Source organism: Stenotrophomonas sp. YJH_SMC_120 (assembly GCF_059368675.1).
Map to the genome: position 1 here is coordinate 104,306 of NZ_JCAFRY010000002.1, position 13,985 is coordinate 118,290.

14 protein-coding genes are annotated in these 13,985 nt (G+C 65.0%); 5 read left to right on the plus strand and 9 right to left on the minus strand.

Annotated elements, in window-relative coordinates:
* The first annotated feature begins 11 nt into the window (after positions 1-11).
* Both AC5P60_RS04540 and AC5P60_RS04545 read left to right on the plus strand, forming a co-directional pair.
* The gene (locus AC5P60_RS04540; protein ID WP_483693088.1) at positions 12-1,907 is read left to right on the plus strand and encodes a flavodoxin; all 1,896 of its coding nucleotides are present in this window, start codon (positions 12-14) and stop codon (positions 1,905-1,907) included.
* A 453-nt stretch (positions 1,908-2,360) separates the two neighbouring features.
* Positions 2,361-3,116 carry a tetratricopeptide repeat protein gene (locus AC5P60_RS04545; RefSeq protein WP_483016967.1) on the plus strand — a complete coding sequence of 252 codons (756 nt, stop codon included), beginning with the start codon at positions 2,361-2,363 and terminating at the stop codon, positions 3,114-3,116.
* A 60-nt stretch (positions 3,117-3,176) separates the two neighbouring features.
* Here AC5P60_RS04545 and AC5P60_RS04550 read toward each other — a convergent pair whose 3' ends face one another.
* Positions 3,177-3,701, minus strand: a complete 525-nt coding sequence (locus AC5P60_RS04550; RefSeq protein WP_483693090.1) for a transporter — start codon at positions 3,699-3,701, stop codon at positions 3,177-3,179.
* A gap of 590 nt (positions 3,702-4,291) precedes the next feature.
* Between AC5P60_RS04550 and AC5P60_RS04555 the strand changes: the two genes are divergently transcribed.
* Together AC5P60_RS04555 and AC5P60_RS04560 are read left to right on the plus strand one after the other, a co-directional pair.
* Positions 4,292-4,648 carry a hypothetical protein gene (locus AC5P60_RS04555; RefSeq protein WP_010485758.1) on the plus strand — a complete coding sequence of 119 codons (357 nt, stop codon included), beginning with the start codon at positions 4,292-4,294 and terminating at the stop codon, positions 4,646-4,648.
* Positions 4,649-5,119 (plus strand): hypothetical protein, encoded by a 471-nt coding sequence (locus AC5P60_RS04560; RefSeq protein WP_111190986.1) that lies wholly within the window; start codon positions 4,649-4,651, stop codon positions 5,117-5,119. It begins immediately after the preceding gene.
* Between the two features lie 104 nt (positions 5,120-5,223).
* Here AC5P60_RS04560 and AC5P60_RS04565 read toward each other — a convergent pair whose 3' ends face one another.
* From AC5P60_RS04565 to AC5P60_RS04600, 8 genes are all read right to left on the minus strand, one after another.
* Entirely contained in the window at positions 5,224-5,850 is a 627-nt protein-coding gene (locus AC5P60_RS04565; protein WP_483693092.1) for a nucleotidyltransferase family protein, read from the minus strand.
* Positions 5,826-6,887 (minus strand): XdhC family protein, encoded by a 1,062-nt coding sequence (locus AC5P60_RS04570; RefSeq protein ID WP_495201690.1) that lies wholly within the window; start codon positions 6,885-6,887, stop codon positions 5,826-5,828. Before AC5P60_RS04570 ends, AC5P60_RS04565 begins: the two co-directional genes overlap by 25 nt.
* 9 nt (positions 6,888-6,896) lie before the next feature.
* A complete protein-coding gene (paoC, locus tag AC5P60_RS04575) occupies positions 6,897-9,101 on the minus strand; it encodes an aldehyde oxidoreductase molybdenum-binding subunit PaoC (RefSeq protein WP_483693273.1) in 2,205 nt (734 codons plus the stop codon).
* Complete coding sequence (locus AC5P60_RS04580; protein WP_483693095.1) at positions 9,101-10,051, minus strand: FAD binding domain-containing protein; 951 nt, start codon at positions 10,049-10,051, stop codon at positions 9,101-9,103. Before AC5P60_RS04580 ends, paoC begins: the two co-directional genes overlap by 1 nt.
* A complete protein-coding gene (gene paoA / locus AC5P60_RS04585) occupies positions 10,048-10,695 on the minus strand; it encodes an aldehyde dehydrogenase iron-sulfur subunit PaoA (RefSeq protein ID WP_014647154.1) in 648 nt (215 codons plus the stop codon). Before paoA ends, AC5P60_RS04580 begins: the two co-directional genes overlap by 4 nt.
* A gap of 223 nt (positions 10,696-10,918) precedes the next feature.
* Positions 10,919-11,650 carry a hypothetical protein gene (locus AC5P60_RS04590; protein ID WP_033834191.1) on the minus strand — a complete coding sequence of 244 codons (732 nt, stop codon included), beginning with the start codon at positions 11,648-11,650 and terminating at the stop codon, positions 10,919-10,921.
* Between the two features lie 79 nt (positions 11,651-11,729).
* Positions 11,730-12,206 carry a nuclear transport factor 2 family protein gene (locus AC5P60_RS04595; protein ID WP_033834192.1) on the minus strand — a complete coding sequence of 159 codons (477 nt, stop codon included), beginning with the start codon at positions 12,204-12,206 and terminating at the stop codon, positions 11,730-11,732.
* A 62-nt stretch (positions 12,207-12,268) separates the two neighbouring features.
* A complete protein-coding gene (locus tag AC5P60_RS04600) occupies positions 12,269-12,838 on the minus strand; it encodes a TetR/AcrR family transcriptional regulator (RefSeq protein ID WP_445950216.1) in 570 nt (189 codons plus the stop codon).
* Between the two features lie 168 nt (positions 12,839-13,006).
* On the opposite strand from AC5P60_RS04600, the gene AC5P60_RS04605 reads away from it, so the two are divergent.
* Positions 13,007-13,960, plus strand: a complete 954-nt coding sequence (locus AC5P60_RS04605; RefSeq protein WP_033834194.1) for an alpha/beta fold hydrolase — start codon at positions 13,007-13,009, stop codon at positions 13,958-13,960.
* Positions 13,961-13,985 lie beyond the last annotated feature (25 nt).

Here is a 13,985-nt window from a genome sequence, read left to right on the forward strand (position 1 = left end):
AGGTGAGGCGCATGTCCTGGATCCAGATCATCGGCGCCTTGATCGCAGTGGCGTCCCTCGCGGCGCTTGCCGTCCTGCTTGCGGTAAGCGTCATCGAGCGACGGCAGGCCGGCGAGACTGCTGGGATCGAGCCCTACACGCCGAGCGCAGACGCGCGCGTATCCCGTGTTGCAGTGGTGTACTACTCCCGTTCCGGAAACACGGGTCTTGCAGCCCGGCATGTCGCCAGGCATCTACAGGCGCGGCTCTACGCACTGAATGTGCCCAACCATGAAATTGGTGTCGGCAGTCTGGTGGGGGCGTTGAAAGCCGCAGTGGCGTTGAAACGGGACGCAGGGGCGCTGCCGAGGACGTGGCCGAAGACCATTGACCTGGCGTCCTTCGACACAGTCTGGCTGGGCTCCCCGGTCTGGCTCTACAGCCCCGCTCCGCCCATCTGGTCATTCGTCGAGAACAACCGATTTGATGGCAAGCACGTGGTGCTGTTCAACACGTACAACAGCCACATTGGCGATGAATACATCTCGGCGTTCCGGGACAAGGTGATGAGCCGCGGAGCGCGCTCGTTCGAGCATCGGCAGCTGCTCCGTGGCCGTATGACACGGCAGCTGTCACCTGAAGAGATGCTTGGGGCGATCGACCGGGAATGGTTCGGAATCAACCCGGACTCGCCTCTTCAATACGAGTGGAAATTGAAACCATTGTGCGCCCCATCAGTGGGGTGCGCCAACCATGTGAACGCAATGATGAATGATCTACTGTTTGAACCCTATGTGTTCAGCAACGGCACGGTGCTGCGCAACCGAATCGTGATGGCACCGATGACAACCTGGTCGTCTAATCCGGACCAGACAGTTTCCGAAGACGAGCTGTCCTATTATCGTGCGCGCGTGAAGGGCGTGGGCCTTGTGCTGACGGGCTGCACCCAGGTGCAAGCCAATGGGGTCGGCTTCACCGACGAGTTCGCGTCCCATGATGATCGATTCATCCCAAGCTTGCGGAAGCTTGCACAGGCCGCAAAGAGCGGCGGCGCTCCTGCAGTCCTCCAGATCTTCCACGCGGGTAACAAGGCGGTGCCGTCGCTGATCCCGGAGGGTGAGCTGGTAAGCGCAAGTGCCATGGCCGCGCCGAAGGGGCCCTTCAACAATGGAGAAGTGGCCAGCCGCGCACTTGACCCTGATGAGATCCTGACTGTCATCCATGACTTTGGCGAGGCCACCCGTCGCGCGATCGAGGCGGGATTCGATGGCGTGGAGCTTCACGGGGCACACGGCTTCCTGATCCAGAACTTCCTGTCGCCGCTGTTCAATCAGCGCTCCGACGAGTGGGGAGGTTCGCTGGAGGCGAGGATGCGCTTCCCTCTGGAGGTCGTTCGCGAAGTGCGTCGCGTGATCTCGCTTCGCGCCCAGCGCCCCTTCCTGCTGGGGTATCGGATTTCGCCGGAGGAACCGGGTGACGGTGCGTTGCGTGTCGGGGATGCACTGGCATTGGTGGACACGCTGATTGAAGAGGGCAACCTCGACTACCTGCATGTATCGCTTTACAACGTCCTGGCAGGCAAGCCTCTGGATGCGGATGATGAGCAAACCACCGCCGAGCTGTTCATTGAGCGCGTTGGCGGACGCCTGCCATTGATGGCCGCAGGCGAACTACGACTGCCCCGGGATGCTCGCACCGCTCTGGACGGAGGGTTGTCTCTTGCTGCGGTTGGACGTGGCCTGGTGCTGGATCCGCAGTGGGTGGAGAAAGCGGTGGCGGCGCGCGAGGGTGACATCGTGACGGCGCTGGATCCTGACGCGGAGGCTGTTGGTTTGAAGATTCCGGCCAAGCTGTTCGGGGTGATCCGTTCGAATCCAGGGTGGTTCCCTGCGAGATCGGTTGCAACGCCGGAGGCGGCGTGCAGCTAAACGCGGCTCCGCACCCTCGTCGCGTAGACAGCTTGGCATCGCAGCGACCGATATTGCCCACTCATGTCATATGAGCCGTACCAGCCTAGCCTGCTCTGATGGGTTGGATACTACAGAGGTAGATGCCTCACGGGGCGATGCAGGCATGTGGATGGGGTCTTAAGCGGCTATCCGATTGGTGCATCGCGACCATGGGTGCTCCGGCACCCTATCCACGCCGCCGACCCGCGTCAACGCAGGTCAATCGCCTCCCCCCCGCGATGTCCGCTTTCGACCAGAAGTGGACACTCGCCCTACCCCCGATAAACATCCCTTATCGCGAGTCGCGCGGCGCGCGCGCTCAGCAGAATTTGATTCAATTAACGTGACGCGTCACGCCCGGTCACCCCGCCCATTGGCGCCCCACCCCTCCCCAACTATAGTTCCACCCCTCACAAGGACGAGGCGGCACACATGCCCTATATCGGAATCGGACTCCACGTACTGGCCGCCATCTACTTCGCGGTGCACGCCATCCGCTCGGGCCAGAGCCTCTACTGGCTCATCCTGCTCTTCTCGTTCCCACTGCTCGGCAGCGTCGTCTACTTCCTGGCGATCTACTTTCCGGAAGTTCGTCACTCGCGCGGCGCCCGGCAGGTCGTCCGTTCCGCCAAACAGCTCATGGACCCGGGCCAGGACCTTCGCAACGCCCGTGCCGAACTGGCGCGTACGCCCACCGTGCAGAACCGGGTTCGCCTGGGCATGACGCTGCTGGATGCCGGCCAGGCCGAGGAAGCCAGAACCCTGCTCGAGCAGGCAGCCAGCTCGCCGCTGGGCGACGATCCCTACATCCTGACCGGCCTTGCCCGTGCCCGCCTCGAGTCCGGGCACGCTGCGCTTGCGGTGGAGACGCTGGACGGCCTGTTCGCCCGCCATCCGGACGTGCGCCGCAAGCCGGAACAGACGCTGCTGTACGCGCAGGCACTGGCAGCTACCCAGGCGCCCGGCACTCGCGCCGCGTTCGAGCGCGCCGTCGAATGCGGAAACGATGCGGCCGCTCGCTGCCTCTACGCCGAATGGCTGATGGCGCAGCCGCAACCCGACGATCGCGAGCAAGCGCGCAGCCTGTTCGCCAGCATCATCGACGATGCCCAGCACTGGTCGCGCCACGCGCGCAGCCACAATGCCGCCTGGTTGGAACGGACCAAGGCGGCGTTGAAGGGCTACTGACGACCTGGAAGCAGGTGACAGGCTCGAACATCGGTACTTCCAGGAAACTATCGCAGGGGCCTAGCGCGAGCCCAGCTTGGGGAAGAGCAGCTTGGGGGTTCCGATAAACAGCAGCCATGCACCCAGGGCCGCTCCGTAGGCGAGCACCGTTCCCACAAGGAACGTGCCGAACAGATTGCCGGTGAACAGCTGATACAGCCCTTTGCCGCGACCTGCAGCGCTGCCTCCAACAGTCAGCACGATGACCGGCAGCATGATCATTCCGCTGCAGAGGACCAGGGAGAACGCGCCCAGCAACCAGCGCTTGAGTGGCGGGTTCCATGGCATGGGGTAGCCTGCGAGCAGTCGCCTCATCCAAAGAAACAGTACTGGAAAGGCGATCAGGTACATCAATGCCACATACAACCAGGTTCGAGCATCAGCGCTGCCCGCTTCGAAGATGGCTCGCGGGTATACCCCTGTGCGATAGAGCGTTTCTGCGCTTGCCGCCAGCGCCGCGCTAATAATCATCGCAGGCTTGAACAGGCGCGACACCTTGCCCCATTGCGCGTTGCGTAGTTGCTGCCCGTCAGTCATGCCAGACATGAAAACCTTCTTGGGCGGGTGCGTCCATTAGGTACCAAGGGGCATTGTGGAGATGATTCGTCCGCCACATGGTGACATGCAGCGCCTTGCTTCGCAGATTTCACCTATTAACGTGACGCGTCACACGCAATCGGCAGCGCATTGTTGGACGGCATGTCGCATCTGCCTTGCTCACAGCCCCACCGGGCGGATGCCGACAGCGCGCAGAGCTGCACCACCGACATGGTCGATAGCGTTGCAGCGCAAGGCTCCAGCTTCGTTGCGTCGTATGCAACGATTCTGAAAATCTTGAAAGTGGTGTCGGCATCGGCCTTACTGTATTGGCATCACGGACGACCGCGCGTATTCCTTTTCATGCCACCAATTCATCGGTGGCCGGGGCTCGAAATCCCGGTAACGCGACTGTAGTTTGCGCTTGCCAGCCGGCACCACGCCTTGTGGTGCCGGCTGGCAATCCGTCGGCCGGCTATGGCGGGCGGTGCGTGGGGGCCTTGTGCCCCCCGGTCATAGTCGCGTACCGGATTTCGAGCCACGCATCGTCCGCCACCTTTATCGGTGGCGGCTTCTGCATGCACGCAAGGAGCCCCGCCATGACCCAGCCCCACTCCCCTGCCCCGCACCCGATCCACGACGCGCCTGCGAATGGCCCTGCGCTGGACCCGAACACCCTCATCGCTCTGCTGCACAGCATCGGCTCCGGCGCCGCCTCCGATGGTCAGCCGTGGCCTGAACGCCATCAGATGCCCGGCCGGCGCATCGCCTTGGCGGACACCGACTGCTCGCTGGCCGGGCTTCGCGTGGTCCTGGAGATTCTGCTGGCCGCGCAGCGCGCCCGCGAGAACGGCGAGCTGGAGCAATACGTCGGCCCGCGCGTGATGGAGGGGCTGATCATGGCCGGAATCGGCCTTACCGCACACGCCAGTACCCGACTGCATCCGGAGGGCTGAGTGGCCTGGTGGCGCTGGGCGGCCACCGCGCTCTGTCTTGTGGTGGTGGTTGCGGCACAGACGCAGTGGCCGGCGCCGCCGGTGCCCTCGCCTGTCGCGTTCCAAAGCATCAACGATGATCGATTCTCACAACTGCGCCGCCAAGCCGTGCAGTTCGTGGAGGCTCGGCCACGACAGGGCTTCCAGTTCGTTGAGCGGCATCGAGATGCCGCGTTCCAGGTTCATTGCCGAGGCATACCCGTGCTGTGGCTGGAGAGGCGCCCGCAACATCTGCTGTTGCAGGTCTCACTGGACGCGAAGCTGCGGGCGCCTGCCGTTGTGCGGTTGCGGGCGCTCCTCCAATGGCAGTTGGAGCCGTTGGATTACCTGGAGCAGGTACTGGCTGGCGTGCCGGAACCTGTTCTGTTGGATCGGGTGCTGCAGATTCTTGCTGGTGATGTGCCTGATGGGGCGCGATGTGGCGTGCCGTAGTCGAGCATGGCCCGACTCTACAGGGTTGCGGGCAGCGAGGGTTCGGGCTGCAGCTCTGCCGCTCGTCACCTGCGCGACAGGCATTGACCCAGTGATCATGCGAGTCACCTCCCGGCATCGATCCAGCCCGCATCGCGCGCACGCGCAAGATCTTCTGGCGTATCGATATCCAGGCCCAGTTCCGGTGCCTGTAGGACATGCACCGTATCGACAGGAAGTTGCCGCAGGCGCGCTCCGAAGCCGCGGTCAACGGTTGCATACGCAGAGTTGAACCATGCACGCGGCACTACTGCAGGAATGCCAAGCGCGTCTCCATGATGGGTACCCGCGCACCCTGACGCTGAGACGCCGGCACCCGAAAGCAGCGCCTGCAGATGGGAGCGCTCGATTGCGGGCTGGTCGCATGCCACGACCATCACCGCAGTCACGGTGGGCAGCAGGTGTGCGCCGGCAACCTGCAGGCTGCTCGCCAGGCCGCGTTCCCAGTGCTGGTTGGTTACCGGAGTGGCATCCAGGCCGGCAATGCTGGATGTCACGGCCTGTGCGTTCGCGCCCACCACGACCAGCACCTGCGCTGGCGCGAGCTCCCGCGCCAACCGCACCACGCGATGTACCAGGGTCTCGCCCTGCCGGGTCAGAAGCTGCTTGGGCTGGCCAAGTCGGGTGCTCCCGCCGGCAGCCAGCACGACGACCGCATGCGCGTCAGTCACCTGCCGTGCCCGCTTCGCCATTGCTGCAGCTGCGCGGCGATGCTGAGCGAAATTGCCTCGGGCCCTCGGCCGCCGATGTCCAGGCCGACCGGTGATCGAAGTCTCGGGGAAAGGCGGTGGCGCTGATCCGGTGTCAGCAACTTGAACAGGTCCTCGCGCCTTCGCCGCGGACCCAGCAGTCCAATGAACATAACTTTGGTATCAGCCAGGGCCACCAGCGCCTCCCGGTCCAGTTCGAAATCGTGATGCATCACCAGTACCGCGTCGCACGGGTCGCCATGAAGGGCCTCGGCCGGGCTGGTCTGAAGATGCGCATCTGCGCACTGCCCGGCTGAGGCCCAGCGCGCTCGCCGTTCGGCCACGCTGACCCGCCACCCCAGGCCCCGCAGCAACGGAACGAGGAAGGGCGTTTCGGGGCCGCCCCCCAACACCAGGGCCCGCGGAAGCCGGAGCAACGGCAAACGCCACGCACCCTCGCCAAAGGGCTGCGTACCCTCCATCGGATGCAGCTGCCACGCCTGCTCGCGATGGCCGGCGCGGAAAACGACCTGCCCCGACGTGCGAAGGTCGCGCTGGAGTGACACGCCCTCGCGGAGCCAGGCCTCGATGACGTCGTCGATGCCGGCCATGGCACGCAACGGCAGGAGCGCAATCCGCAGCCGGCCGCGGCACCCGAGGGCGGACCCACTCAACAGGTCGTCGTCACTGCGAGTGTCGATTTCGATCCAGTCGACCTGCCCTGCCGCGCTCACCTGCTCCGCGCGTCGCGCGAGCTCGGGCTCCAGGCATCCGCCGCTCAGCCAGCCGACCTGGCTGCCGTTGCAGAACAGCACCATGTCGCCGGCACCGGCGTAAGTGGAGCCATCGGTTTCCAGCACCAGCGCGAGCACGGCGTGCTCCCCCGCGCGCACGCGCGTCAAGGCCGCCTCGAGTACGCCGCGCGGGCTGCCTTCGGCGAGGAAGCCCGGCGCTGCCGACAGGTGCTCGGCAAGATCGCAGGGCTCCCCTCCGCCTGCGGCGGACGCCTCCAGAGTGGGCGAGGCTGCGGGACGGTCCATGCGCAAGGGTCAGCCCACCTCGGGCAAGCCGGGCAGCAGCTTGTCCAGGGTAATGGGATAGTCGCGCACGCGCACGCCGGTTGCGTTGTAGACCGCATTGGCGATCGCGGCGCCGACCCCACAGATGCCCAGTTCACCCACACCCTTGGCCTTCATCGGCGAGATCACCGGATCCAGCGTGTCGAGGAAGACCACTTCCTGGTACGGGATGTCGGCATGCACGGGAACCTCGTAGCCGGCCAGGTCGTGGTTGATGAACAAGCCAAGCCGTTTGTCGACCACCAGCTCCTCCATCAGGGTCGCGCCCGCACCCATCACCATCCCGCCGATGACCTGGCTGCGTGCGGACAGCGGATTGAGGATCCGGCCGCCATCGCATACGGCAAGCATGCGGCGGATGCGCGTCTCTCCCGTGTAGGCATGCACGGCGACCTCGCAGAAATGCCCTGCATAGGTGCCGACGTCGTAGCCTTGCTTGAAGTCGCCGAAGGCAATGCCGTCCTCCGCCGACAGTGTCCCCGCCTCCGCCAGCTTGATCGTCCGCCCGCCCACCTGGATGCGGCCATTGGCGAAGTCTGCGGTGTCGCCGTCGAAGCCCAGTTTCTCGCCCACCTTGCGGCGCAGGCTGACGCACGCCGCGTACACGCCCGCGGTGGAGCTTGCTGCGCCCCACTGGCCGCCGGAACCGGCGGAGGCGGGATGACGGGAGTCGCCGAGGGTCACCTGGACCCGGTCCAGCGGCACGCCCATGGTCTCGGCTGCCGTCTGCGCGATGATTGTGTAGGAGCCGGTGCCGATGTCGGTCATGTCGGTCTCCACAATCACCCCGCCCTGGCCGTCAAGCCGGACCCGCGCCGCCGACTTCATCGTCGGTGCGCCGCGATAGCCCGCAGATACGCCCATGCCGATCAGCCAGTCCCCTTCCCTGACCTGCGCCGGCCTGGGGTTGCGCTTGTTCCAGTTGAAGCGCTCCGCGCCCTCGCGCAGGCAGCGCACCAGGTTGCGGTCGGAGAACTTCTTGGACGGATCGCCGGGCACGACCTCGGGCTCGTTGAGGATGCGGAACGCGATCGGGTCGAGACCCAGCTTCTCGGCCATTTCGTCCATCGCCACTTCCAGCGCCATGTGGCCCGGTGCTTCGCCCGGTGCGCGCATCGCATTGCCTTCGGGCATGTCGAGCGTGGCGATGTAATTGGCCACCAGGCGATTGGCGCCTGCATAGAGCTTGGGCGTCTGCAGGGTGCCGTTTTCGCCGTCCTCGCCGTTGATGTTGCCCGACCAGTTCTCATGGGCGATGGCGGAGATCCGGCCATCCTTTCCGCAGCCGATCCGCACGCGCTGGAGGGTGGCGTGCCGGTGCGTGGTGTTGTTGGGCATCAACGGGCGTTGCAGCGCGATCTTCACCGGCCGCCCGACCTGCTTGGCCGCCAGCGCGGCCAGCACCGCGTCGGCACGGATGAACAGCTTGCCGCCGAAGCCGCCGCCGATATAGGGCGAGTCCACGCGCACCTTGGCAGGATCGATGCCGAGGATCGCCGCCATGCCCTGCCTGGCCCAGTCGATCATCTGGTTCGCCGTCCACAGCGTGAGCGTGTCGCCCTCCCAGGCGGCGATGGTGGCGTGCGGCTCCATCATCGAATGACTTTCGTCGGAGGTGTGGTAGGTCTCGTCGAGCTTGACCGCCGCGCTCGCGTAAGCGGTGTCGAAATCGCCGAGCGTCTGCCGGTCGGGCTTGCCACCGCGCCCCTTTGCCAGCGGCGCGGACGGCGCCAGGGCCGTGAAATCGAAGCGGCCCTTGCTGCGTTCGTAGCGGGTGCGGATCAGCGCTGCGGCGGCGCGGGCCTGCTCGAAGGTCTCTGCCACCACGCAGGCGATGGCCTGGTGGTAGTGGGCCACTTCGGGTCCGCCGAACAGCGGCGCATTGTTCCAGTTCGATTTGCCGACCGGCTTGGTTTCCGGTGCGGTGATGACCGCCAGTACGCCGGGCGCGGCACGTGCGCGGGAGGCATCCATCGAAATGATTCGCCCCTTGCCGATGCCCGCACCGACGATGTAGCCGTAGGCCTGGTTCGGCGCCACGTCATGGCGCTCGTAGGCATAGGGGGCGGTGCCGGTGGTCTTGCGTGGACCGTCGATGCGCGGCGTCGACTTGCCGACGACCTTGGCCTTGTCGAACAGGTTGTCGCCGGCGGGGGCGTTGAATTCAAGGGGCATCAGCGCTCTCCTTCCGCCAGCACGGCTGCGAGGGTGCGCTCGGCGAGCGCGATCTTGAACGCATTCTCCCGCGTCGGACGGGCACCGGCGAACACCTGCCGGGCCGCGGCCTTTACGCCGTCGCGCAGCAGCGGTTCGGCTGCCTCGACGCGCCACGGCTTCGGCGCGACCCCACCGAAGGCAAACCGCGCCGAGCCGTCACGCTGCACGACCGCGGCGACCGACACCAGTGCGAACGCATAGGACGCGCGGTCACGTACCTTGTGGTACACGTGCCGACCGCCCAGGGGTTGTGGCAGCGTGACGTGGGTGATCAGCTCACCGCGCTGCAGCACGTTGTCCTGCTGCGGCCTGTCGCCGGGGGAACGATGGAAATCGGCAATCGGGATGCTGCGCGTACTGCCGTCGCCCCTGACGGTCTGGATCGAGGCGTCCAGCACCCGCAGGGCCACCGCCATGTCGCCCGGATAGGTCGCGATGCAGCTGTCCGAGGTGCCGATCACGCCCATCTGCCGGGAGGACCCCTCGAGTGCGCCGCAGCCGGATCCGGGCAGGCGCTTGTTGCAGGGCAGATTGGGGTCGTAGAAATACGGACAGCGCGTGCGCTGCAGCAGGTTGCCGCCGGTGGTGGCTTTGTTGCGCAGCTGCCCGGAGGCGCCTGCCACGATCGCGCGGGTCAGCACCGCGTAGTCGCGGCGCACGCGCTCATGCGAGGCCAGCGCGGTATTGGTGACCAGCGTGCCGATGCGCAGGCCGCCCTCGTCGGTGGGTTCGATCCTGTCCAGGCCGATGTCCTGCACATCGACCAGGTGCGCTGGCGTCTCGACCTCCAGCTTCATCAGGTCGAGCAGGTTGGTCCCTCCGGCCAGAAACTTCGCGCCCTCGGTACCGGCGACAGCCTTGGCGGCCTCGGCCGGGGATTTCGCGCGTTCGTAACTGAAGGCCCTCATGAGCGCCTCCCTGCAGAGGTGACGCCAGCGACCTCTTCCATCGCCTCGGCAATGTTGGAATAGGCCCCGCAGCGGCAGAGGTTGCCGCTCATGCGTTCGCGCATTTCCATGTTGGTGGCCCGGGGCCGTGCGCTGACGTCCGCCTGTACATGGCTGGGGACACCCCGCTTGATCTCGTCCAGTACCGCCACCGCCGAGCAGATCTGCCCCGGCGTGCAGTAGCCACACTGGTAGCCGTCATGCTTGATGAAGGCGGCCTGCATCGGATGCAGATCATCGGGGGTGCCGAGGCCTTCGATGGTGGTGATGGCATCGCCCTGGTGCTGCACCGCCAGGCTGAGGCAGGCATTGATGCGCTCTCCGTTGACCAGCACGGTACAGGCGCCGCATTGACCGTGGTCGCAGCCCTTTTTCGTTCCAGTCAGCTTCAGATGTTCGCGCAGGGCATCGAGCAGCGTGGTCCGGGTGTCCAGTTCAAGTTCCCGCCGCTTGCCGTTGACGGTCAACGCCACCGTGCTGATGACCGGCGGCCTGGGCGGCGGGGGCGTCGCCAGTTCGGCGGCGAGCGATGATGCCCCCGGTGCGGCGGACATTGCCACGGTCGTGACACCGCCGGCGATCACCTGCCGGCGCGTCAATTTCATTCCTTCATCACAACTTGGCACAGTGACCTCCTGGCGTTCGGGGAAACCCCGTGGCTGGATGGACGCGCTCACACTACCGAAGGGCCACTATGCCCATCTGCGGGGTACAGATCTGTGAAGTCGGCGAAATGTACGACCCTACCAACTTGGGCCATGCGTATGCCTCACTGGATGGCTCACAATCCTGTTTGTCCCTCAACATGAAGAACACGATGGGCCGACGCTACAAGGGCGTTGGCTGTGAGGGTTCGGGCTCGTGGATGGAGCCCTCCAACAAGGCAACGTAGGTATCGAGCCTGGTGCGAAGGCCGATCAGCATCCAGCCCAGCACGTACAGCAGCACCATGGCGAAGATGAGCAGTGTGCCTAGCAGGCCAACATCGAAAGCGCCCGCCCAGTCACCCCATTTCCATCCACGGAACTGCAGGTAGAGGGCAATCAACAGCGGGAATGGTCCCAGCCGCTGCAGGCCGCCATACATCATGCCCATGCGCTCAACCATGTTTGTGCGCAAGGTGCTGACGAACTTGAGTCGCCGCTCGCGCTGGACGCGCGGGAATCCGCGAAGCTCGGTCACCACCGCTTGCCAGTGAGCGAAGTCTTCATCCATCTCCCGGGCGTGCGAGAGCCGCGGCTGGCTGAACTGGCGAATGCCCCTGCGGGCGGCCAGGACGCCACCGACAATGAACCCTCCGATTTCGATTGCCAGGCAGGCAACCACCACCTGGAGCACTGCGCCAACAGGCAGCCATCGATCCGGAAGCTGACCAATGAGAATGCCGATGATCGCCGCACCCATGCCGATGCGGAACGCCCACGTCTCCACCCTGCCCGCCTTGGGGTAGATGCTGTGCTCAACCAGCCCCTGCACCCGCTGGTAGAGCCAGTGGAACGTGAGTTCTTGCGAATCGGTCTTCGCGGGCGGAACGAATCCGCCCCGTGCCTGCATGTCCATTGCGCCCCCTGCCCCGCCGGCGCGGATGCCGGCCGCCCCATCGTACCTGAGCGTGCTTCGGATGGCGCCTCAGCGGGAATCACATACCCAGCTCCGACAACCCCGGATGATCATCCGGGCGACGCCCCAGCGGCCAATGGAACTTGCGGTCGCTTTCCTTGATCGGCAGATCGTTGATGCACGAGAAGCGGCGCTGCATCAGGCCATCGGCGCCGAATTCCCAGTTCTCATTCCCATAGGAACGGAACCAGTTGCCGGAGTCGTCGTGCCATTCGTACGCGTAGCGGACCGCAATGCGGTTTTCGGTAAAGGCCCAGAGCTCCTTGATCAGGCGGTACTCGAGTTCCTTGTTCCATTTGCGTGCCAGGAACTGCCGGGCTTCCTCCCGGCCGTTGGTGAATTCGGCACGGTTGCGCCACTGGGTGTCGAGCGAATAGGCAAGCGACACCTTGTCGGCATCGCGGGAATTCCAGCCATCCTCGGCAAGACGCACCTTCTGGGTGGCGGATTCGAGGGTGAACGGAGGAAGCGGCGGACGGGGTTGTTCTGCGGACACGGGGAGACCTCCAATCGAAATGGATACACGGATTGCTTCAAAGAATCTGGCGTGCCCAGGCGCTAACGCTTGGCCTGTTCCAACAACAGCTTCGCGACATCCTTCGCGGTGTCTGCGGCGTCGTAATCACCCATCACGCGCGACAGGGTGATGGCGCCTTCCATCAGGACCAGCAGCTGACGGGCCAGGTCCGCCGGCTGCTCCACCTCCAGTTGTTCGGTAAGTTCCAACGTGTAATCGAGCAGCTTCTGCTTGTGATGACGCGCGATCTGCCGGATCGGATCAGCCGGGTCACCGATCTCCCCCGCGGTATTGATGAACGCACAACCGCGATAGCCCTCGGACTGGAACCAGCTCTTGAGCGCGGTGAACATTCCGAGGATGCGTGCTTCCGGGGTGTCCGCCTTGTCGCACTCATGCCGGAACCAGGCCAGCCAGCGCACATCGCGCGCCCTGAGCGCAGCAGCGGCCACCTCGTCTTTGTTCTGGAAATGGCGGTAGATGCTCTTCCGCGCCACGCCCGAGGTCCTCACCAGCAGGTCCATGCCGGTGGCGTGGATCCCGTTCTGGTAGATCAGTGCCTCGGCCGTGGCCAGGATCTTCTGTTGGGTGTCGGTGGTGGCCTTGCTCATGGCCACAAGGTAGAACGCTCATTCTCCCTCGTCAACAGGCGGTGGCGGGCGATTCGTGCGCGCACATCGGCGCAAGACGATCTATCAAGAAATCCGGACAGTGCATCACCCGGACGCCTGATTGCAGGCGCAAAGTACGTCTCACCACCCACCCATGAGAGTTCCCGCATGAATACCCTCGCCCGCTCACTGGCCGTTGCCGCCCTCGCCCTCTCGGTCCAGGCCGGCCTGTCCGCACAGGCCGTCGAGCCGGCCAAGCCGGCGGCGGTCACCGCCATCGCGCGCACCGCCAGCTACATCACCACCGCCGATGGCGTGCAGCTGTACTACAAGGATTGGGGTCCGAAGGACGGCCCGGTCGTGACCTTCAGCCACGGTTGGCCGTTGAATTCGGACAGCTGGGAATCGCAGATGCTCTTCCTGGCCAATCATGGCTACCGCGTGATCGCGCATGACCGTCGTGGCCACGGTCGTTCCAGCCAGCCGTGGGATGGCAACGACATGGATCACTACGCTGATGACCTGGCCACGGTGATCAATACGCTGGGCCTGCACGATGTGACCCTGGTGGGCTTCTCCACCGGTGGCGGCGAAGTGGCGCGCTACATCGGCCGGCACGGCACCGGGCGGGTGAAGAAGGCCGTGCTGATCAGCTCGGTGCCGCCGTTCATGCTGAAGACCGCCGCCAACCCCAACGGCCTGCCGATCGAAGTGTTCGATGGCATCCGCAAGGCACAGATGGACAACCGCGCGCAGCTGTACAAGGACATCCCGTCGGGCCCCTTCTACGGCTTCAACCGCCCGGGTGCGAAGGTGTCGCAGGGGCTGATCGATGCGTGGTGGGCGCAGGGCATGCAGGGTGGCCACAAGAACACCTACGATTCAATCGCCGCGTTCTCGGCCACCGATTTCCGCGCGGACCTGAAGAAGTTCGATGTGCCAACGCTGGTCATCCACGGTGACGACGACCAGATCGTGCCGATCGACATCTCAGGCCGCCAATCGGCAAAGCTGATCAAGGGCGCAAAGCTGATTGTCTACCCGGGTGCGCCGCACGGCCTGACCGACACCCACAAGGACAAGGTCAACCAGGACCTGCTGACGTTCCTGCAGGAAAAGTGAGCAACAAGGGGCTCCGGCACTGCGC